Origin of the sequence: Nonlabens sp. SY33080 (assembly GCF_011784885.1) — a bacterium.
Lineage (GTDB): Bacteria > Bacteroidota > Bacteroidia > Flavobacteriales > Flavobacteriaceae > Nonlabens > Nonlabens tegetincola.
Genome location: NZ_CP050461.1, coordinates 2504139 through 2526018, shown reverse-complemented (window position 1 = coordinate 2526018; position 21880 = coordinate 2504139). Strand labels below are relative to the sequence as shown.

At 35.4% G+C, this 21880-nt stretch carries 23 protein-coding genes and 1 pseudogene; 19 read left to right on the top strand and 5 right to left on the bottom strand.

What is annotated here, in order from left to right:
• Nucleotides 1-196 precede the first annotated feature (196 nt).
• Nucleotides 197-1036: a bacteriorhodopsin gene (locus HCN53_RS11405; protein WP_167343020.1), complete on the top strand. Its 840-nt coding sequence runs from the start codon at nt 197-199 to the stop codon at nt 1034-1036.
• A gap of 130 nt (nt 1037-1166) precedes the next feature.
• Here the strand turns inward: HCN53_RS11405 and HCN53_RS11400 are convergent, their stop codons facing one another.
• A complete protein-coding gene (locus HCN53_RS11400) occupies nt 1167-3680 on the bottom strand; it encodes a DUF5686 and carboxypeptidase-like regulatory domain-containing protein (RefSeq protein WP_167343019.1) in 2514 nt (837 codons plus the stop codon).
• 137 nt (nt 3681-3817) lie between these two features.
• Here HCN53_RS11400 and HCN53_RS11395 point away from each other — a divergent pair, with 137 nt between their 5' ends.
• Nucleotides 3818-4669, top strand: a complete 852-nt coding sequence (locus HCN53_RS11395; RefSeq protein WP_167343018.1) for a hypothetical protein — start codon at nt 3818-3820, stop codon at nt 4667-4669.
• A 47-nt stretch (nt 4670-4716) separates the two neighbouring features.
• Here HCN53_RS11395 and HCN53_RS11390 read toward each other — a convergent pair whose 3' ends face one another.
• Entirely contained in the window at nt 4717-5697 is a 981-nt protein-coding gene (locus HCN53_RS11390; RefSeq protein WP_105018277.1) for a pyruvate dehydrogenase complex E1 component subunit beta, read from the bottom strand.
• 259 nt (nt 5698-5956) lie between these two features.
• Here HCN53_RS11390 and HCN53_RS11385 point away from each other — a divergent pair, with 259 nt between their 5' ends.
• The 15 genes and pseudogenes from HCN53_RS11385 to HCN53_RS11315 all read left to right on the top strand — a co-directional run bounded on the left by HCN53_RS11385 (nt 5957) and on the right by HCN53_RS11315 (nt 18326).
• Nucleotides 5957-6703, top strand: a complete 747-nt coding sequence (locus HCN53_RS11385) for an electron transfer flavoprotein subunit beta/FixA family protein (protein ID WP_042275932.1) — start codon at nt 5957-5959, stop codon at nt 6701-6703.
• 72 nt (nt 6704-6775) lie between these two features.
• Complete coding sequence (locus HCN53_RS11380; protein WP_042275934.1) at nt 6776-7744, top strand: electron transfer flavoprotein subunit alpha/FixB family protein; 969 nt, start codon at nt 6776-6778, stop codon at nt 7742-7744.
• A 98-nt stretch (nt 7745-7842) separates the two neighbouring features.
• Nucleotides 7843-8454 carry a bifunctional nuclease family protein gene (locus tag HCN53_RS11375; RefSeq protein WP_042275936.1) on the top strand — a complete coding sequence of 204 codons (612 nt, stop codon included), beginning with the start codon at nt 7843-7845 and terminating at the stop codon, nt 8452-8454.
• Between the two features lie 12 nt (nt 8455-8466).
• Nucleotides 8467-9894: pseudogene (locus HCN53_RS11370) on the top strand (NupC/NupG family nucleoside CNT transporter).
• Nucleotides 9895-9966: 72 nt separating this feature from the next.
• Nucleotides 9967-10368, top strand: a complete 402-nt coding sequence (locus HCN53_RS11365) for a thymidylate synthase (protein ID WP_105018273.1) — start codon at nt 9967-9969, stop codon at nt 10366-10368.
• Nucleotides 10369-10470: 102 nt separating this feature from the next.
• Nucleotides 10471-11295, top strand: a complete 825-nt coding sequence (locus HCN53_RS11360; protein WP_105018272.1) for a thymidylate synthase — start codon at nt 10471-10473, stop codon at nt 11293-11295.
• Nucleotides 11279-11878, top strand: coding sequence for a hypothetical protein (locus HCN53_RS11355; RefSeq protein ID WP_157539236.1), 600 nt, complete (start codon nt 11279-11281; stop codon nt 11876-11878). Before HCN53_RS11360 ends, HCN53_RS11355 begins: the two co-directional genes overlap by 17 nt.
• 81 nt (nt 11879-11959) lie before the next feature.
• Nucleotides 11960-13117 (top strand): ergothioneine biosynthesis protein EgtB, encoded by a 1158-nt coding sequence (egtB, locus tag HCN53_RS11350; RefSeq protein ID WP_167343017.1) that lies wholly within the window; start codon nt 11960-11962, stop codon nt 13115-13117.
• On the top strand, nt 13114-14076 hold the full coding sequence (locus tag HCN53_RS11345; RefSeq protein ID WP_167343016.1) for an L-histidine N(alpha)-methyltransferase: 963 nt from the start codon (nt 13114-13116) through the stop codon (nt 14074-14076). Before egtB ends, HCN53_RS11345 begins: the two co-directional genes overlap by 4 nt.
• 3 nt (nt 14077-14079) lie before the next feature.
• Nucleotides 14080-14361: a DUF427 domain-containing protein gene (locus HCN53_RS11340; protein WP_172792945.1), complete on the top strand. Its 282-nt coding sequence runs from the start codon at nt 14080-14082 to the stop codon at nt 14359-14361.
• 213 nt (nt 14362-14574) lie between these two features.
• On the top strand, nt 14575-15030 hold the full coding sequence (rplM, locus tag HCN53_RS11335) for a 50S ribosomal protein L13 (protein WP_042275954.1): 456 nt from the start codon (nt 14575-14577) through the stop codon (nt 15028-15030).
• A 1-nt stretch (nt 15031) separates the two neighbouring features.
• On the top strand, nt 15032-15418 hold the full coding sequence (gene rpsI, locus HCN53_RS11330; RefSeq protein WP_042275957.1) for a 30S ribosomal protein S9: 387 nt from the start codon (nt 15032-15034) through the stop codon (nt 15416-15418).
• A gap of 180 nt (nt 15419-15598) precedes the next feature.
• Nucleotides 15599-16360 (top strand): 30S ribosomal protein S2, encoded by a 762-nt coding sequence (rpsB, locus tag HCN53_RS11325; RefSeq protein ID WP_042275960.1) that lies wholly within the window; start codon nt 15599-15601, stop codon nt 16358-16360.
• A gap of 20 nt (nt 16361-16380) precedes the next feature.
• Nucleotides 16381-17343: a translation elongation factor Ts gene (gene tsf, locus HCN53_RS11320; RefSeq protein WP_105018269.1), complete on the top strand. Its 963-nt coding sequence runs from the start codon at nt 16381-16383 to the stop codon at nt 17341-17343.
• Between the two features lie 77 nt (nt 17344-17420).
• Nucleotides 17421-18326 carry a hypothetical protein gene (locus tag HCN53_RS11315; protein ID WP_167343015.1) on the top strand — a complete coding sequence of 302 codons (906 nt, stop codon included), beginning with the start codon at nt 17421-17423 and terminating at the stop codon, nt 18324-18326.
• On the opposite strand, the gene HCN53_RS11310 is transcribed toward HCN53_RS11315, so the two are convergent.
• Nucleotides 18323-18805: a rhodanese-like domain-containing protein gene (locus HCN53_RS11310; RefSeq protein WP_105018267.1), complete on the bottom strand. Its 483-nt coding sequence runs from the start codon at nt 18803-18805 to the stop codon at nt 18323-18325. The genes HCN53_RS11315 and HCN53_RS11310 overlap by 4 nt on opposite strands.
• Nucleotides 18802-19371: a crossover junction endodeoxyribonuclease RuvC gene (ruvC, locus tag HCN53_RS11305; protein WP_060523217.1), complete on the bottom strand. Its 570-nt coding sequence runs from the start codon at nt 19369-19371 to the stop codon at nt 18802-18804. Before ruvC ends, HCN53_RS11310 begins: the two co-directional genes overlap by 4 nt.
• Between ruvC and HCN53_RS11300 the strand changes: the two genes are divergently transcribed.
• Together HCN53_RS11300 and HCN53_RS11295 are read left to right on the top strand one after the other, a co-directional pair.
• On the top strand, nt 19370-20278 hold the full coding sequence (locus HCN53_RS11300) for a lysylphosphatidylglycerol synthase domain-containing protein (protein WP_167343014.1): 909 nt from the start codon (nt 19370-19372) through the stop codon (nt 20276-20278). The two genes, ruvC and HCN53_RS11300, sit on opposite strands and share 2 nt — an antisense overlap.
• The gene (locus HCN53_RS11295; RefSeq protein ID WP_167343013.1) at nt 20275-21417 is read left to right on the top strand and encodes a glycosyltransferase; all 1143 of its coding nucleotides are present in this window, start codon (nt 20275-20277) and stop codon (nt 21415-21417) included. The genes HCN53_RS11300 and HCN53_RS11295 overlap by 4 nt, the downstream gene beginning before the upstream one ends.
• Here HCN53_RS11295 and HCN53_RS11290 read toward each other — a convergent pair.
• Nucleotides 21398-21880 carry a hypothetical protein gene (locus HCN53_RS11290; protein ID WP_167343012.1) on the bottom strand — a complete coding sequence of 161 codons (483 nt, stop codon included), beginning with the start codon at nt 21878-21880 and terminating at the stop codon, nt 21398-21400. The genes HCN53_RS11295 and HCN53_RS11290 overlap by 20 nt on opposite strands.

Sequence of the window (21880 nt, the reverse complement as noted above, 5' to 3'; positions counted from 1 at the left end):
AATGTAACAAATAAATGTTAAGAAATCGATTGAGTAACTTAAATCTAATGGCCTTAATTATTGAAATAATGAAATAAATGTTAAAGCATCAATCGACCTTAAAAGGAGGTTCCATAAAGTTTTCTTATTTTTTGTTTAATTTTTATCTAATAAGCTTAAACAAAAAGATATGTGTGAGTACTTTTATAAAAAAAAGATGATACAAGATTTAGGTAATTCCAACTTTGAAAATTATGTAGGAGCGTCAGAAGGTTTCTCTGAAATGGCCTACCAAATGACCTCACATGTACTTACTTTAGGATATGCGGTAATGTTTGCAGGGCTTCTGTACTTTATCCTCACCATTAAAAACGTTGACAAAAAATATAGAATGTCCAACATACTATCGGCAGTTGTAATGGTTTCTGCGGCATTATTGCTATATGCACAAGCAGGTAACTGGACTTCTAGCTTTTCCTTTGATCCTGAAGCAGGTAAGTATTTTTTAAATCCAGATGGAGACTTGTTTAACAATGGATACAGGTACCTTAATTGGTTAATCGATGTTCCTATGTTACTTTTTCAAATTCTATTTGTGGTTACACTAACTAAATCTAAAGTTAGCTCTGTGAGAAATCAATTTTGGTTTTCAGGAGCGATGATGATTATAACCGGTTACATAGGTCAATATTATGAAGTAACAAATCTTCCTGCCTTTTTCATTTGGGGTGCTATCTCAACGGTATTTTTCTTCCATATATTATGGTTAATGAATAAGGTTATTAAAGAAGGTAAAGAAGGTATTCCAAAAAAAGGCCAAAAAATACTTTCTAATATTTGGATATTATTTTTAATCTCATGGTTCTTATATCCAGGAGCGTATTTAATGCCTCACCTAGCAGGGATAGAAGGTTTCTTATACAATGAGTCTGGTGTAGTAGGTAGACAGATCACTTATACGATTGCAGATGTTTGTTCTAAAGTTATTTATGGTGTTTTACTAGGTAACTTAGCTTTAGTCTTAAGTAATAATAAAAAAATGATTGAGACAGCATAATAGTAGTTGGTTGTTTGTTGATTGAAAAAGCCGATACTTTAAAATAAGCATCGGCTTTTTACTGTTTAATTACTAGGTATGGGTTTGTAGTATGCCACGCTTTCGCGAAAGCGCACACCTATATTTACTATTAAAAACTAAAACCAAAACTACCGGTTATTGCCATCGACCTAGCATCGGGTAAGAAGTTATAACTACCTCTAAAACTAACATCAATGCGCAATATTTTAAAGATATTACCTATACCTGCGCTATATTCCCAGTAAACATCCTCTGGAGCGCGGTACATTAAACCACTGCGATTTATAGCCCTGTTTTCATCACTGATAGTTCCATATACTGCCTTTACACCTACCAACTCTCTAAGCTGTAAATCTCTTAATCCTGGTATACGAGAAAACAAACGACCATTGAAATTATGATCTAAATGTATGGTGGCGTATTGATCTGTAACGAACTCGTAGAAATCCATCGTATTAAATGTTCCTTGTATATTAAAATAAGTTTGATTTCCTGGAACTACATTAAGTAAGGATAATGGAACGGTTCCAAAAGTTTTACCAGCTTCAACCCGAGCAGTCAATCGTCCAAAGGCACCTATTTGAAATGGGTGAGAATAATAAAAAGAAAACTTATCATAATTAAAGTCACTATTCAAAAGATCTTTAATCCCTTTGGTATAATTCATATACAAAATGGGATATGCGCCCTCATTTATCAATGTTCTATCAACTCCATAATTAGACATTTTTCTACCAGGCGTATAAGTGGTGGTTAATGTTATTGCAGATTGTTTTACTTCACCTGATACCTCACCTGTGTCAGGATCCAAATAATCCAAACTAAAAACTCCTGGATTAGCTGTTTCTATGGTTCTATAACTACCGTTTAATCTAACTTCAAAATTATAAACCGGTTCAAAACTTACACCTACGGTACTTAAGTTAATGTTAGATAATCTGTTATTGTTACCTGCACTTATCAGTGCGCTTGAAGCTAGACTGCGACCTAGTACGTCGTTTGTATTTGTTAAACTCGCTCCTAGTTGTTCTACATCTCTTCTGTTTCCTGCGTATACAGTAAGCCTGCTACGCTTGTCTAATAACGCTTTTCCAGAAATCCCATATTTAAACTTGTCGTCTCTAAATCCATAGGCGGTATATCCTTCAATACGCCACGGGTCATTGGAAGTAAAAAAAGTTCTTCCACCAGCTCTTAGTCTTAATCCTTCAACATCGTTAAATCCAAAGATTGAAAATATAGGTCCAATATCGTAACCATCCATTTCATAGTAACCAGATGCGAGTATGGTCCCTAAATTGTACAGTCGCTTAAATTTCTTATTCTTTTTAAGCGTGTCCAGCATTACATAAATTTGTTTCTCGTCTTTGTTAAGTTTTTCCAATCTATTTTGATCCCAATACGCCTCGTCACGATTATAAACTTCTGGATCAAAATCATTGACCCTACGCTTGTAAAAGTCTGCTGGTTTTTCAATATCAAATTGATAATTATCATAAAGGGTAGTACGCTTACCGTAAATACCCTTGGATTTTTCTTTTTTATTGAGTGCAAAATCACTCATGAAATAATCTCTGGTGATTAAGAATAAACTGTCATTGAGAACGTCAAATTCTTGCTCTATATAAATCTCTTTTACCCAATTAATATTAGCACTTTTAGTGGCTTGCATATTTATTTCTTTGATAGCATAGGATTCTGCAGCCACCCAAAAGTCACCTTTAAAAGTAAGTTCATTTTTACGTCGAGGATAGTAGATAATATTATAAGATTCGACACCATCAACTAAAGCGGTATCTCTCAAGACGTAATTATAAGTATCAATACCTGCTTTACCTACTGGGCTAGCAAAGCTCTTATCAAAGAATTTTAAATATCTATCGTAGACATCTATATCATTGTACAGATCTTTTACGAATGCGATTATAGTTTGATTGTTTGAAAAACCTGAGTTTTTATTAGCCTTGACATCTTCCTTTTTTTTATTTAATTGATTATCTCCGTATACCTTAGCGAGTGACTCATTAATAAAAATAGGCAAGTAAGTTTTACCTGTAACCCTACTTGTATCTGCATAATCAAAAATAAACTCCATCCCTCTAAAAAGCTTAGAATTAATCATGGCACTATCGATAGTGTTCATATCAAATTCTAATTTCTCGTATTTATCATATTGATACTGCTTAAATTGAGCTAGACCATTCTTACGTCTATTCTCCCATACTTTTCTCAAAATATCTATGGCAGGATTATTCTTTTTTGAAGTTTTACCAGTGTATACAACCACTTCATCTAACGAAGCTGTTTCAGTTTCCAAAGTGATAGTTAAATCTAGGGAAACTTTAGCATTAAGTTTTATAACTTGGGTTTTATAACCGATAAAGGAAACTTCTATACTGTCAAATGAATTATCAGATTGTAGGTAAAATCTTCCGTTGTCATTAGTGATCGTACCTTCACTTGAATTTGGAAACACCACATTTGCAAAAGCAACTGTTTCTCCTAGATCATCATAAACTACTCCACCTACTTTAGTTTGAGCCATGGAATAAGAAGAACATATAAAAATGGAAAACAGTAATAAATGGAGACTTCTCAATAAACAGGTAGGTAATTTTTCCATGACAAGTGGGATAGGTGTCAAATTATATAACAATAGAAGAAACGAATATAAGTAAGTGAAGTTATAAGTCTATTACTTTTTAATCACGAAGTGTTAACCTTTTAATTTAAAAACCCATAAACGAGAAACCAATTCTCATGAAAAACTTACTTATTTCATTGTTTTTAATTATTAATACCGTATGCCTAAGTCAGGTTGGTATAAACACCACAAGTCCTAATGCAAATCTTGAAATTGCAGCAGGAACAACTGCTGAATACAACGGTATTTTATTACCGAAAAATGATGAATTTCCAACTACCGCAACTTCAAACCAAGATGGCATGATGATATACATAACAGGTAACGGATCTGTTACAAAGGGTTATTGGTATTACGATCACGGTAGTGGCTGGAAAAAGCTAATTCAAGGAGAAAATGAAGGTTTCTTAAAAACATATTTAAATCCCAAATTCCCTGATGGAATGAACGAGCTACAACCAGTTACTGTAAACTTGAGCTTAGGCAGCTTTACTGTTCCTACTGGGAAAAATTTATATATTACCTCTGTTTATCGCGGGAATGCCGCCCTTACTTTACAAGCATTTGATTTTTCACAATCCTTATCTTATACGTTAATAAGTAATACTCGTGCTACCTATGGATTTCCGACATTTAATAATCCTATTATCATAGGACAACAAGATTACGCGTTAGGTAATTGTGTAATCAATGGTTTTTTAGTAGATGCCACTATAGTACCTATCTATGCAAATACTTCGTATACTGTTCCTGCAAACAAGGTATTCGTTTATCTAACTTCCAATCAAACTAACACTAACCCTATAAATGAAATTGAAATTGACGGATCCTTTGTTACCAATACAGGAACAAATAATAGTAATTCTGGCAATGCAGAAGCTTCCACCATGCCTCTATTTGTTGATGAAGGTCAGATAATAAGGTTAAGAAATGGAGGAATTATGAATGGTTACTTAATAGACAAATAAAAACCCAGCTAGAAAGCTGGGTTATAAACTCTTTATGTTATAGAAATCTATTTTCTATACATCACTTTTTTGACACCTTCTATCACATCCTCGTGATTAGGTAACCATTCCTTTAAAAGTACTGGTGAATAGGGTGCAGGAGTGTCTTGAGTATTAATTTTATAAATAGGAGCATCTAAGTAATCAAATGCTTCAGCTTGAACCATGTGCGAGATCTCTGTAGATACATTTCCAAATGGCCATGCTTCCTCAAGAATAACCAATCTATTCGTTTTCTTTACCGATTCAAGAATCGCTTCTTTATCATATGGTCTCACTGTTCTTAGATCTATGATTTCACAAGAAATACCATCCTTCTCAAGCTCTTCTGCTGCTGTATACGCTTCTTTAATAATTTTTCCAAATGAAACTATCGTAACATCAGTTCCTTCTCTTTTTATATCAGCAACACCTAGTGGCAATACATATTCATCCTCTGGCACCTCACCTTTATCACCATACATTTGCTCAGATTCCATGAAAATTACTGGATCATCATCTCGAATTGCAGCCTTCAATAAACCTTTGGCGTCATAAGGATTTGACGGTACAACAACTTTAAGCCCAGGACAGTTTGCAAACCAGCTTTCAAAAGCTTGTGAGTGAGTCGCGGCAAGTTGCCCAGCACTAGCTGTAGGTCCACGAAAAACGATTGGACATTTAATTTGTCCACCTGACATCTGACGGATTTTTGCAGCATTGTTTATAATTTGATCAATACCTACAAGAGAGAAATTGAACGTCATAAACTCAATAATAGGACGATTACCCGTCATGGTAGACCCTACTCCTACTCCTGCAAAACCTAACTCAGATATTGGTGTATCAATAACACGTTTAGGACCAAACTCATCCAACATTCCTTTTGATGCCTTATAAGCACCGTTATATTCTGCCACTTCTTCACCCATTAAATAGATAGACTCATCACGTCTCATCTCTTCACTCATGGCCTCACAAACGGCCTCACGGAATTGTATTGTTTTCATAGAACTGTTTTAACAATAAGGACAACAAAAATAAAGCACTACTATCAATAAAAATGCTAAAAAGCGTTATAAAATATTTGATATTTTCGATCCTTACAGACTACAACGTTTGAGAATAGCGTATATTTGAAGCACTACTACCTATAATTCAAGTTAAAATTCCATTTTTTTGTAAAAATTTATTATGCACGCATAGTTTTTTTGCCGATTTTATCGTAATTTCGCAAACGTTTGAAAAAGACGATAAAAGCATATAAATATGAAGATTTTAGTTTGTATAAGTCATGTTCCAGACACGACTTCAAAAATTAATTTTACCGATAACGATTCAAAATTTGACACTAACGGTGTACAATTTGTAATTAATCCCAACGATGAGTTCGGTCTTACTCGTGCCATGTGGTTTAAAGAAAAACAAGGCGCAAGTGTTGAGGTTGTAACAGTAGGTGGTGCAGAGGTAGAACCTACCTTAAGAAAAGCACTTGCTATAGGTGCCGATACTGCAATTAGAGTAGATGCTCCTGCAACAGATGGTTATTCTGTAGCTCAAGAACTTGCGGCAGTAGTTAAAGAAGGTGGTTATGATCTAGTTATAGGAGGACGTGAATCGATCGACTATAACGGTGGTATGGTTCCTGGAATGGTTGCTGCAATGACAGGTGCTAGTTTTGTAAACACTTGTATCTCTCTAGAAATCGATGGGAATAACGCTACTGCAATACGTGAAATCGATGGTGGTAAAGAAACAGTAACCACTACACTTCCTTTAGTTATAGGTGGTCAGAAAGGATTGGTAGAAGAAAGCGACTTACGTATTCCTAACATGAGAGGAATTATGATGGCTCGTAAAAAGCCTTTGAATGTAAAGCCAGCTGCTCAAGGTTCAGAAGAAACAAAAACTGTTTCATTTGAAAAACCAGCTCCTAAAGGTGATGTTAAGTTAGTAGATGCAGACAATCTTGATCAGCTTATCGACCTTTTACACAACGAGGCAAAAGCTATTTAAATAAAACATTAATGTGGTAGAGTTTACGCTTTCGCGAAAGCGTAATTACCACAAACTTTAAACACAACACATATGTCAGTTTTAGTATATACAGAATCAGAAAACGGTGCATTCAAGAAAAATGCATACGAAGTGGCTAGTTATGCAAAAGGTATTGCAGACATGCTAGGTACAGATGTTGCTGCAGTTGCATTTCATGCAAACGGCGCTGGTGATCTAGGAACTTATGGAGTGAATAGATTACACAATGCAACAGACAGCTCTCTAGAAAAATTTAATGCAGGCGCTTATGCCAAGGCTATTGCACAAGCTGCCAAGGCAGAAAATGCTCAAGTAGTAGTTATAAGCTCTAGCGCAAATTCAAAATACCTAGGATCCCTATTAAGCGTAGCTCTTGAAGCTGGATACGTTACTAATGTAGTAGGATTACCATCTAGTAGCTCTCCATTTACAGTAAAGCGTAGTGTTTTCACAAACAAAGCATTTGCCAATACAGAAATCACAACCGATGTTAAACTGGTAGGACTTTCTCAAAATGCTTATGGCCTTAAAGAGAATGCAGTTGAGTGTACGGTAAATGAACTTGCTACTCAAATTGAAGAATCAGATCTTAAGGTGCACGTGCAGTCTGTAGATAAAGCTACAGATAAAGTAAGTATCGCAGATGCAGAAATCGTAGTAAGCGCAGGTCGTGGTCTTAAAGGTCCAGAAAATTGGGGAATGATTGAAGAACTTGCAGAAGTTCTAGGAGCCGCTACGGCTTGTTCAAAACCTGTATCTGATATGGGATGGAGACCTCATGGTGAACACGTAGGACAAACTGGTAAGCCAGTTGCTACAAACCTATACATCGCAATTGGAATTTCTGGTGCGATACAACACCTAGCTGGTATTAACGCTTCAAAAACTAAAGTTGTTATTAATACAGACCCAGAAGCACCTTTCTTTAAAGCTGCTGATTATGGTGTAGTAGGTGACGCTTTTGAAGTTGTACCTGCTCTAATTGAGAAATTAAAGGCTTTTAAAGCAGCAAATTCATAATTTCTAGATTATTTCTTAAGAAAATCTTAGATTTAAGGCTGTGCAAAAGGAGAAAAACCTCATTTTTGCACAGCTTTTTTAATTCATGAAATAAATTTATGAGTCTAAAACGACTTAGCATACGAGGAATATCTTACAGCCAAACACAAAATGGCGCTTATGCACTCGTATTAAAGGAAGTAGATGGCACTAGACAATTACCTATTGTCATAGGAGCTTTTGAAGCACAAAGTATTGCCATAGCACTGGAAAAGGAATTAAGTCCACCCAGACCACTTACTCATGATTTATTTAAAAACTTTGCCGAACGTTATAGCATTGTTGTAAAACAAGTAATTATACACAAGCTAGTCGATGGTGTTTTTTACAGTAGTTTAATCTGTGAAAGAGATAAGATAGAAGAAATAATTGATGCAAGAACTAGTGACGCCATAGCACTTGCAGTACGTTTTAAAGCTCCTGTTTTTACTTATGAAAACATATTAGATGAAGCAGGGATTCAACAAAACATTACACCAGACAAAGAATTATCTCAAGATCCTGTAGACAGTGATGAGGTTGTTGAAGAATTGATGAGCTCCACAACAGATACAAAAGAAGATTATAGCAATTACAGCTTAAAAGAACTTAATAAAATGCTAGGCGATGCTGTTTCAAGAGAAGACTACGAATTGGCAGCACAAATAAGAGACGAGATCTCAAAACGATAATCCAATCACCACATGACAGCTCTAACAGCAAAACTTAAATACGTTTTACCTATTTTATTGTTTTTGGCACCCGTTTTTGGACTTGCTCAAACGGAAAGTACCACCGCGGCATTTGAATCCACTAAGGCTTTTGGAATAACATTTGAAAGTCTCTATCGTGGACTCATAGGAATGATTTTTATAATTGGAATCTGCTTTTTATTAAGTTCCAATCGCAAACAAATAGATTGGAAACTAGTAGGGATAGGTCTGGCCTAGCAAATATTATTTGCCATAGCAGTACTTAACTTTGAAACAGTAGCTATCATATTTGATGCAATATCTACCGGTGTAGTAAAATTTCTTAATGTTAGTGAGGCTGGTGCCGAGTTTGTTTTTGGGAGTTTTGTTGACGATAAACAATCATGGGGTTACATTTTTGCATTTAAAGTTCTACCTACCATAGTATTCTTTTCAGCTTTTACATCACTCATGTACTACCTAGGTATTTTACAAAAAGTGGTATTTGTATTTGCATGGGTAATGAGTAAAACAATGAGACTAAGTGGAGCAGAATCACTTGCTGCCGCAGCAAATATTTTTATTGGACAAACCGAAGCACCTCTTGTCGTTAAACCGTACTTAGAAAAAATGACTAAGTCAGAAATACTGTGTTTAATGGTAGGTGGTATGGCAACCATTGCCGGTGGTGTCCTTGCAGCTTTCATAGGGTTTTTGGGACAAGGAGATCCAGAACAAGAAGTATTTTTTACAAAACAATTGCTCACAGCATCTATTATGAGTGCCCCAGCAGCAATTGTAATAGCCAAAATGCTATTTCCTGAAACTAATCCTGAAAAAATTGATCGATCATTAAAAGTATCTAAAGATAAAATAGGAACTAATATACTTGATGCTATTTCACGAGGTACTACCGATGGTTTAAAGCTAGCTGTTAATGTAGGTGCTATGTTATTAGTATTTACAGCACTTATCGCCGTTGTAAACTGGACATTAGGCGATTTAATAGGTGAATGGACAGGACTTAATGTGGTAATTAACGATTACACTAACGGTCAATACGAGAATTTATCAATGCAGTATATATTAGGGAACATTTTTGCCCCAATAGCATGGATAATTGGAGTTCATAGTGACGATATTGTATTGATAGGACAGCTACTTGGTGAAAAAACAATACTTAATGAGTTTATTGCATATGGCTCATTGAAAGATCTCAAAGAAGCCGGTAAAATCGCACACCCTAAATCGATTATTATAGCTACCTATGCATTATGTGGATTTGCAAATTTTGCTTCGATTGGAATTCAAATAGGTGGAATAGGCGTACTTGCTCCTAGTCAAAGAGCAACTTTAGCTAAATTCGGAATCAAAGCATTGATAGGTGGAACTTGCGCAGCATTACTTACTGCTACCATAGCCGGAATGCTTTACGGTTAATTAACACTAATTTTAGCTACACCTTAACATTTCTTTAATAATTTGTATAAATTTGCAGACGAGTTTAAAACAATGACGTCTACAAATTATTTCAAAAAATATGAATACCCTAATGCCGAGTTGCTCTGCTACGACAACTACGTCATTGGCAAAGTTCATGAAGGCGCGACCGTAGATACTGAGCTAGCGATGCGCATGCTTACAGATGTTAATGAGTCTTATAAGGATAAAAAAGTAATTTTCATCTCAAACCGACAATTTGGCTATTCCGTTGACCCAAAAGTGTACAAACTAGTTAATCCGAAAAAGTTAATTGGTATTGCAATTGTAGGTCACACCAAAGAGCAAAAAATTCAGGCTACAATTGAACAAACTCTATATTCAGGATCCTTTGGTTTTTTTGATTCTTTAGATAAAGCAATCGCATGGGCTCACAGTTTTTTCCCAGAGTTAAGAAATTCCTCTGCTGGTTAAAACCACAATTAATTAGTTGTCTTTATATTTGATTGTTGGCATTTCGCTTTCGCGAAAGCGAAATATAACTAGTAGTAATTTTACACAATAACATTTTCATACATGAAGCAATATCACGACTTACTGCAATTAATTTTAGACCAAGGTATAGATAAAGGAGATCGCACCGGAACTGGAACTCGCAGTATTTTTGGACATCAGCTTCGATTTAATCTTCAAGAAGGTTTCCCGTTAGTAACAACCAAAAAAGTACATCTTAAATCAATAATTTACGAACTGCTGTGGTTACTTTCTGGAGACACAAATATTGCCTTTCTAAAGGAAAACAATGTACGTATTTGGAATGAATGGGCCGATGAGAATGGTGATCTAGGTCCCGTTTATGGTCATCAATGGCGCAACTGGAATAGTGAAGGCATTGATCAAATAAAGGATGTTATCCATACCTTAAAAACAAATCCCAACAGTCGCCGTATGATGGTAAGCGCCTGGAATCCTAGCGTTATGCCAAACACTAGCGTAAGCTTTTCAGAAAATGTAGCCAATGGAAAAGCTGCATTACCACCATGCCATGCTTTTTTTCAATTTTATGTAGCCGATAATAAGTTGAGCTGTCAACTTTATCAACGCAGCGCCGATGTTTTCTTAGGTGTTCCCTTTAATATAGCTAGTTACGCCTTACTTACCATGATGGTTGCACAAGTGTGTGGATTTGAATACGGTGATTTTGTTCACACATTTGGTGATGTTCATATATACCACAACCTAATGGATCAAGTTAAATTACAACTTACTAGAGAACCTAGAAAATTACCCGTCATGAAGTTAAATCCAGAAATTACTGATATTTTTGACTTCAAATACGAAGACTTTACTCTTGAAAATTACGATCCTCACCCAGCCATTAAAGGTGTCGTTTCTGTATAGCCTATTCTTTTTAGGATTATGCCAACTTATAAGTGCTCAAGGCACATTAACCGATCCTTTTGAAAACTACAGAAGTATTGACAATACACAATACAAACACTCTAAGACCTTATATGTATTTGATCTTAACATAAAGCCGCACAAGGACTCGACGCTGGCTATTCTAGAATGGCGGTCACATCCTAATTTGTATAAATACATGATAGAGATGTATGACCAACCAGGCGGAGAATTAATCTATAGACAAATTCACAGGTCCAAGGAAAATTACATGCCAGCTTCTGGACATTTTGTAGTTTATCCAATAACTGGAAAACTGTCTGGAACACCCTTAAGCATCAATTTAAACGAAGCCAAGGAACGAGAATTTGAGCCCAAGAACACCTCTAGATATCTACAAATAAAAAAACGTGAAGCCGAACAAAGGGAAATAGACAAAAGAAGAGAAGCCAAAGAGGCTCAACTGGAACTAGAGCGTAATTCAAGATTAACACCTCAATCTTTTTTAATGGTGCTGTACATTCTGATTATAGCAATCTTTGTTACTGTGGTAGTCCTGATTTTCAAAAATTCAGGAAAGTAATGCACTAGCCTACTTCATAAGGTATTCATAAAAAAAGCACCTTGAGTATCTTAATTCAAAAAAGGTTATAAATTTGAGTCGATGTCCGAACTCAAAGAACTATTTCTATCTACTAGACAACAAACTGAGAACATATGTAGGCCTTTAAAAACTGAAGACTATGTGGTTCAACCTATTGTTGACGTATCGCCACCTAAATGGCATCTAGGACATACTACCTGGTTTTTTGAAGAATTTGTATTATCCAAATTTTATAAGGGATACAAAAGGTTTCATGATCACTATGCTTACGTATTTAATAGTTATTACGAAAGCGTAGGAAAAAGAGTAGTTCGTACGGATAGAGGAAACCTATCTAGACCATGTGTTGAAGATATTTATAAATACCGTTCCTATGTGACTACTCACATGAATGAGTTTTTGAATCAAACTTTAACTAAGGAGCACACAGAGATCATAGAGATAGGAATTCATCATGAAAAACAACATCAGGAATTATTACTTACCGATATCAAATACATATTAGGTAACAACCCTTTACTTCCTGTTTATGATATTGACGCTACAGATGCACTTGTAGAGCCTCAAAACCAGGAATGGCTTGAAGTCCCAGAAGGTATCTACAAGATAGGCCATTCCAATGAAGGTTTTTCATACGATAATGAAAAACCACAACATAAAGTTTATGTTGAGCCCTATTCAATTTCTAACAAATTAGTTACGAATGGCGAATGGCTTGAATTTATAAATGACAATGGGTATAATCAAGTCTTACTTTGGCACACCGAAGGCTGGGATTGGGTTCAAAAAAACAACATTTGTGCACCACAGTATTGGTTCAATGAAAACAACCAGTGGAAACATTACACACTTAATGGTGTTCAAAATATTGATCCTAAAGCTATAGTAACGCACATAAGTTACTTTGAAGCATTTGCATTTGCTCAATGGTGCAAAAAAAGAGTACCTACAGAATTTGAATGGGAAATTGCAGCACCTAACTTTAATTTTGGCAAAAGATGGGAATGGACTGAAAGCGCCTATCTTCCCTATCCCAAATATCAAAAACCACCAGGAGCAATTGGTGAGTATAATGGTAAATTCATGGTGAATCAAAAAGTGCTACGCGGTTATTCGATCGCTACACCTGATCATCATGCCCGTTTGACTTACCGTAATTTTTTTCACGCACCACTAAGATGGCAATTTACTGGCCTTAGACTGGCCCAATCGATATGACAAAACAAGAACGTTTTCAAAAAGAATTTCAAGAACACGTAAAAGAAGGATTAACAGCTTATCCCAAATATTTAAGCTCGAGATATATTTATGATGAAAAAGGAGATGTACTTTTTCAAAAAATCATGGCCCTACCGGAATATTATTTAACTCAGGCCGAATACAATATAATAGACCAGCATAAAGATGCTCTTGCACAAATCGCTATAGATGAGAAGGGAATAGACCTTATTGAATTAGGAGCTGGTGATGGTAAAAAGACTAAGGTTTTACTTAAGCACCTAAACGATCGTAACGCAAATTTCACTTACATCCCTATTGATATATCGCAACACTCCATAGACGAACTCACCAGCAGTATTAAAGATCTATGGCCAGATATGGATGTGCAAGGAGAGCAAGGAAGGTATTTTAGCGTATTAGACAAACTCGCTTCCTACAATAACAGACCAAAGTTAATCATCGTTTTAGGTTCTAATATTGGAAATCTAGAACATCCAGAAGCTATTAAATTTCTGGAGCAAATCCAGAACAGTATGAGTGATAAGGACTATCTATTCATGGGGTTTGACCAAAAGAAAGATCCACTTACCATTCAAAATGCTTACTCAGATAAAACAGGAGTCACCCAAGAATTCAACAGGAACCTACTATATAGAATCAACAAGGAAATGGATGCAAATTTCCCTGTAGACACCTTTGAACACTGGGAATCCTATGATCCAGAAACAGGGACTGCTAAAAGTTTCTTATTAGCCACACAACCTTGTACGGTAAAGATAAACGCTATAGAATTAGATATCAATTTTGATAAATGGGAAACCATTCACACGGAGATTTCACAAAAATACGATGATCGCACGGTAGAGTGGCTAGCGCAGCAAGCAGGTCTAAAGATTAAAGAAATTTATGAAGATAACGACCAATTGTTCAAAAACTATTTGTTTATAAAAAATTAAATCATGAAAGCTATTTGGAACAACACTGTTATTGCTGAGAGTGATCAAACTCTAGTTATAGAAAACAATCATTACTTTCCTCCTAATTCAATTAAAAAGGAATTTTTTAAAGAAAGTAATACACAAACAAATTGCCCTTGGAAAGGTGTTGCAAGTTATTACAGCATTGACGTTGATGGAAAACAAAACAACGATGCTGCTTGGTATTATCCTGAAACAAAACACGCTGCTAAAGATATAGAAGGCTACGTGGCATTTTGGAAAGGCGTAGAAGTTGTCGAGTAATAGTGTTTACAACGCTTTCGCGAAAGCGTAATCACCAAAAATTACTAGAGTAACCTTCAAAAAAATAATTTAGCTCAAAGGCAAAGTGCAATAAAAGATAAGAATTAGTAAAAATATTTTAAAGAGCTGCTTGTCAATCTAAATATAAATATTACTTTTGCACTCCGATTTTAGTTAGAAAAAATCGTAATAGAGAATTAAAACAGTTTCATAGTGAATACTTTAAGTTACAAAACGATATCAGCAAACAGTGCTACAGTCAATAAAGAATGGGTACTTATAGATGCGGCAGACCAGCCATTAGGACGTATGTCGTCAATTGCTGCAAAGTTTTTAAGAGGGAAATACAAGACAGACTTTACTCCTCACGTAGATTGCGGTGATAACGTGATTATCATAAACGCAGACAAAGTAAAGTTAAGCGGTAACAAATGGAGCCAGAAGACTTACATTAGACACACTGGATATCCAGGTGGACAGCGCTCTTTAACTGCACAGGAACTTTATGATAAAGATCCAAGCCGTGTAGTAGAAAAGGCGATAAAAGGTATGTTACCTAAAAATAAATTAGGTAGTGCGATTTTCCGCAACCTTAAAGTATATTCTGGTGCAGAGCACGGTCATGAAGCTCAGCAACCTAAAACTATTAATCTTAACGAGGTAAAGTAATATGGATACGTTACACAAAATAGGTAGAAGAAAAACAGCTGTTGCGAGAGTATACCTTAATGAAGGTTCTGGTAATATCACTGTTAACAACAAAGAATTAAATGCATACTTTACCACTGCACCTTTACAGTACAAGGTAAAGCAACCATTTTCTCTTACAGAGAACGTTGACAAATACGATGTAAACGTAAATGTAAATGGTGGTGGAATCACTGGACAAGCAGAAGCTGTTCGTCTAGCTATTTCAAGAGCACTTGTAGAAATAGATGCAGAAAATAGAACTGCGCTTAAACCTGAAGGACTTCTTACTCGTGACCCAAGAATGGTAGAACGTAAGAAATTCGGTCAGAAGAAAGCAAGAAAGAAATTCCAGTTCTCTAAACGTTAATCAACAAATACTCATCCCACTTGTTTTTCAAGTGGGATTTGTTCTTTTTTATTTTCAATAATTTGCTGTCAAGCCTGGTTGCCACCAGAGCGTAGTTTAGCATCTAAATGAAATAGGCGATTGATTCATTTTCAAGACCACTAGTTCATTGCTATCTGACAGAACGTAAACTAAATTAATATGGCAAATCAAGTTGAAGTCAAGTCGTTACTTGACGCTGGTGTACACTTTGGACACCTTACCCGTAAGTGGGACCCAAACATGGCTCCGTACATCTACATGGAGCGTAATGGTATCCACATCATTAATCTTTACAAAACAGCTGCAAAGCTAGATGAAGCATGTGAAGCATTGCGTAAGATCGCTGCATCTGGTCGTAAAGTTCTTTTTGTTGCTACTAAAAAGCAAGCTAAAGATATCGTTGCAAAGCATGCTGGTGAAGCAAACATGCCTTACATCACAGAAAGATGGCCAGGTGGAATGCTTACTAACTTTGTAACTATTAGAAAAGCTGTTAAGAAAATGGCTCTTGTAGACCGCATGAAAAAAGATGGTCGCTATGAGACATTATCTAAAAAAGAGCGTTTACAAGTAGACCGTATGCGTGATAAGCTAGAAAAGAACTTAGGTTCTATTGTAGACATGACTCGTATGCCTGCTGCTTTATTTATTGTTGACACAGTACGTGAACACATCGCAGTAAAAGAAGCTCTTAAATTAGGTATTCCAATTTTTGCAATGGTTGATACTAATGCAAATCCACGTAATATCGATTACGTTATTCCTGCAAATGATGACGCATCAAAATCTGTAGATATAGTTGTAAAAGCTGCTGCCGATGCTATCAAAGCTGGTTTAGAAGATCGCAAAAAGGAGAAGAACGCAGAGCAACCATCTCCAAAAGCTGCTAAAAAAGAAGCTTCAAACGAAGAAGAAGAATAAACATTTAAAAACACACAATCATGTCTAAAATTAGTGCTGCAGACGTAGGTAAGTTAAGAAAAGCTACCGGAGCTGGAATGATGGACTGTAAAAAGGCCCTTGTTGAAGCCGAAGGTGACTTTGATAAAGCAATTGAAATCCTTAGAAAAAAAGGTCAAAAAGTAGCTGCAAAGCGTGCAGACCGTGATTCTTCTGAAGGACTTGTTGTTGCTAAAGTTAATGATGATAACAATAGAGCTGTTCTTATTTCTTTAAACTGTGAAACTGACTTTGTTGCAAAGAACGATTCATACAAAGAACTCGCTAATCAATTCGTTGATATCGCTTTAAATCACAACTCTAAAGAGGAGTTTCTTAAAGCAGATTTTGATGGAATGACTGTTGAGGAAAAGCTTATCGAACAAACTGGTGTAATCGGTGAAAAAATCGAAATAGGTAGCTTTGAAGTTTTTGAAGCTCCATTTATCGGTTCTTATGTTCATGGTGGGAAAATTGGTGCTGTAACTGGTCTTTCTACAAATAGCGATAACAAAGAAGAAGTTGCTAAAAACGTATCAATGCAGGTAGCTTCAATGGGTGCTACTACTTTATCTTACAAGGATTTTGATCCTGAGTTTGTAAAGGCAGAAACTGAAGCTCGTATTGCTGCTATAGAAAAAGATAATATTGAATTAGGTCGTTTAGGTAAGCCACAAAAAAATGTTCCAGAATTTATTTCTAGAGCACAACTTACTGACGATGCTATCGCTGCTGCTAAGAAACGTTTTGAAGACGAACTTGCTGCAGAAGGTAAACCTGAGGCTATTTGGGATAGAATTATTCCTGGAAAGATCGATCGTTACATTTCAGACAATTCAACTCTTGACAAAGAGCAAGCTCTTCTAGACCAAGATTTTATCATGGATGACAAAAAGACTGTTGCTCAGTACGTAGAATCTAAAGGTGCTGAAGTAGTAGGATTTAAAAGAGTTTCTCTTTCTTAATTAAAGAGATCTTTATACAATCAAAACCGCTTAGTAATCTAAGCGGTTTTTTTGTGCTTTACAATTATCTTTATATCATGAAGAAATTACTCCTAATTATTACTCTCACACTGATTTGTAATTGCTCAAAAGTACTTACTTCCAGCTCTTACTCTCATGAGAGTGACACAAGGTATATATTTACTACTATAGGTACTTTACCTTCATCCATCAATGAAAGCTCAGGGATAATAGCTCATAATAAACAACTATATACCCATAACGATTCGGGTGATACACCGTCACTTTTTAAAATTGACACTACTGGTCGGATTCTAAATAAAACCACCTACCAAAACATAAACAATTATGATTGGGAAGACATTTCTAACTCTGAAAACCACGTATATATTGCAGATATAGGTAACAATGCTGGTAACAGAAAAGACCTTACCATTTATCAGATAAACATATCAGATATAGAAAATAGCGAAGCTGTTTCTGACAATCTACACATTGAATATATAGATCAAAACGATTTTAGCATAAGAAATCAACAGCATCCTTTTGATGCAGAAGCAATTGTATATGTTCAAGACAAATTGCTCTTGTTTTCTAAAGATTGGAAAAACTTTACCACAAATGTTTACAACATACCGCTTGAGGTTACCTCGTCATCATTAAAAGCAACTCATACTTTAGCTATCAATGGTCTTATTACGGGTGCTACTACCAACAATCAAGGTACAATTACCCTTTGCGGTTATAATTCAAATTTAGAGGCGTTTGTTACATTCATTAAAATAGATCAAAAAGGGTATACGATTTTGGATAGATACAACCTACCGTTAGAAGGAGCACAAGTTGAAGCTATAACCTATTACGACTCTAATGAAAAGTACGACATTTACTATCTTACAAGTGAAGCGGTAAGTATCAAACTAGGCGATGAAGAAGCAAATAGTCTTGGTGAATTATATAAGTTAAAGGTAAAAAGAGACTAATACACCTTATCCCCATTCTTAATATAATCCGACCATTTCTTGCTGTACGTATGAACTTTATGGGTAGTGTTCCCATTTAAATCCACAACTTTATAACCAGTGTCAAACCACGTAAACAAGCCTCCTTGCAAATTATAGACGGTCTTAAACCCTTGTTCTAGGAGTTTTTCACCGTAATTCTCTGACCTTACCCCTATTGAACAATATACTACCACCATTTGAGATTTATCTAAATTCTCAATTCGTGAAGATTTAAAAAATTGACCTACCCAAATCGCATTCGGTAAGTGACTCACTTCAAATTCCGCACGTGTTCTCGTATCTAAAAGGATATAATCGCTCAAATTGTTGGATAATGTGTCAACTGTAATATAGGGCACAGTGTCATCATTGTATTTCTTTAATGCATCCTGAATTTGATCATTCTGAGCTAGTGCAATTGTAGAAATTAAAAAAAATAAAGCTGTTAGATATCTCATTTCTTAATGCGTTTTTCATTTTGCTTCACAAATGAAGCCCAACCAGAATAACTTTTGCTCACTTGGGGTTTCCCACTATTATAGAAATGACAAACAGCTGCTGCCAGACCATCAGTACTGTCTAAATTCTTAGGAAGTTCCTTTAATCCCAGAAGACTTTGTAACATGCGAGCCACTTGTTCTTTACTAGCCTGACCTCTTCCTGTAATAGCCTGTTTAATACGTAATGGAGCATATTCTACAACAGGAATATCTCTAGATAAACCTGCAGCCATAGCTACGCCTTGAGCTCTACCTAGTTTGAGCATTGATTGAACGTTTTTACCAAAGAATGGTGCTTCTAGCGCTATTTCATCTGGATTGAAGGTATCAATAAGTTCGATCGTGCGCTCAAATATTTTTCTTAGCTTGATATAAGGATCCTTTATTTTCCGCATATCAAGCTCGTTCATTTGAACAAAACTCATCTTGTTTCCCACCACCTTTATCACTCCAAAACCCATTATAGCAGTTCCTGGGTCAATCCCTAATATTATCCTCTCAGTTTTGTCGTAATTTGCGATCATGATCTCCTTATCCTACAAAACTAAACAATTACTAAGCATCCTTTTAAAAACGGCTGTTTTTTTAATAAGTATTGTATGGATCTACTTTACATGGAAGGACCGTTCCATGAATTTTAAATGGTTTATAGTCTCCATAAATCTGGAAATGATAAGTTGGATTATTCTTATGATTGCAATAAGCTTAATTAGTTGGCTTATCGAGAGTCGCAAGTGGCAATACCTTGTAAAAGAGTTTTATGAATTACGCTTTCGCGAAAGCGTACTACAAAACTTAACCAGTCAAGCTGCAAGTTTTATCACTCCTTTTAGGTTGGGAGAGTTTGCACTCAAATCACTTTTTTTTTCCAAAGCACACAGAAAAAACGTCGTTAGCAAAGTGTTTTGGGCCAATTTTAGTCAAATGGTTGTCACCTGTACATTTGGAATTGCATCAATAATCACTCTTTCAAGCATAAATGACAAACTAGATATTTATTTCATTTTACTAGTCTTAAGCATACTCATAATAGGATTATTCTCTGTAAGATTTATAGATAAAAAATTGCAAATTAGAGCCACTCCTCAAACACAGCTGGTAATCACTATTGGCTATTCCTTATTAAGATATTTAGTTTTTGCAAGTAATTGGATAATAGTATTATGGGCGCTTAATTATGATTTTGAACTCATTGATGTAATGTTAAAAATAGGCCTTTACTACCTACTAGTCTCTGTTGTTCCCGTTTTACAATTATTAGATCTTCCTGTAAGGTATACGGTTGCGAGTATCGTTTTTGAATCTACATTACAACAAGAAGAGGTAATATTAATCGCTAGTACTATAGTTTGGTTTACTAATACCGTTGTACCTACTTTATTCGGTTGTGCCTTATTACCTTTTAAATCATTCAAACTAGCACAGGCATGATCGTTCTAATCTTGGTCGTAGTTTTAGGATACTTTTTTATTATAACAAGTCTTTCTCTCGAGGCACACTCCTATCGGCCAGAAAGGCATTTCAATCACAAAAAATTAAAGTTAAATCCACCTACTGGCTTTAGTGTGCTAATTTGTTACCGTAACGAAGCTGGAAATCTATTGAAGCTCCTTAACGCCTTAGTCGATTTAAATAAAAATCGTATAGACGTAGAATTTATTTTTATAAATGATGAATCCACAGACCATAGTGAGTCTATTATCAATAAATTCTCTTCCCGATTAAATATGATTAATTTAAATCGTGTAAAACAATCAGCAAGCGGTAAAAAGGACTGTATTGAACAAGGAGTAGCAAAAAGTAAATTCTCACATATTGTAACGATTGATGCAGACTGTACTCCTCATAAAAATTGGTTACAATCTTACAAACAGTTCTACGACAATTATCCTGAGGCTCATTTTGTAAGTGGCCCAGTTGAAATCAGGTCTAAAAATACCCTGAATGAACAGTTGCAAAGACTAGAAATGAAAGCCCTTCAATTAACAGGAATAGGTGCGTATGGATGGAAAAAACCTTTCCTTGCAAATGGAGCTAATATGAGCTTTACCAAGGAAGTTTTTTATCAAGTAAATGGATATGCTGGAAATAACCATATTTCTAGTGGCGATGATATATTCTTACTAGAGAAATGTTGTGAAGTTGATAGTGCAAGATGTTATTTTATTAGAGATAAAGATGCCTTAGTCTTCACAGAACCAGTACAGACCTTTCGCAACAACATTAATCAACGTGCAAGATGGGCACAAAAAGGAACTCATACTAGCAGTATGCTGAATAAACTTGTTGCAGTACAAGTATTGTTCATGAGTGTGTTGTTCATATTAGCCCCATTTCTCTTATGGATGCAATTAATATCAATAGAGCTCTTCCTAACGATATATTTTCTGAAACTAATAGCTGATTACATCTCAAACTTTATCTACGATCATCACTTTAAAGATCACAAAGAATGGAAGTGGCTACTACTGGTGTACTTTACCTATCCGTTTTTGGTTTTATTAATAACCTATAAGAGTTTATTTAAAATTACGTGGCGAGGACGATCCCTTAATACTCAACCTCAATAGGTTCAAACACTACTGGAACAATAAAACTTGATGAAACTGGAATATCTTTTTTTAAGGCGCTATTGATACGAGGTAATTCGATTAATGCTTCTGATAGAAACAAGGTGATTTGATCACTATTTACATGATGAGCATGTGTAATTAGACTATCATATTTGATGTTACCTTCTTTCGTTACCGTTATGGATATTGATATACTATCCTGTTTAATAAGCTCGATTTTGTTAGTTGACGATGCAAGCTTTTTATGAATAAGGGAATGCAGTTCACGAGAAAAACATTCTTTATTATCTAACATTTCATCACAATTAGGAAATAAAGGATATTGATCAAGCTTTGAAAGATCTACTTTTTCAAACTGTTGTTGTGCAATTTTTGAAGCACGTTGTTGCCTTTCTTGCTCATTCATACAAGAACTTGAAAGAACTATCAATAACACAAGTAAAGACAACCTGTAAATCAT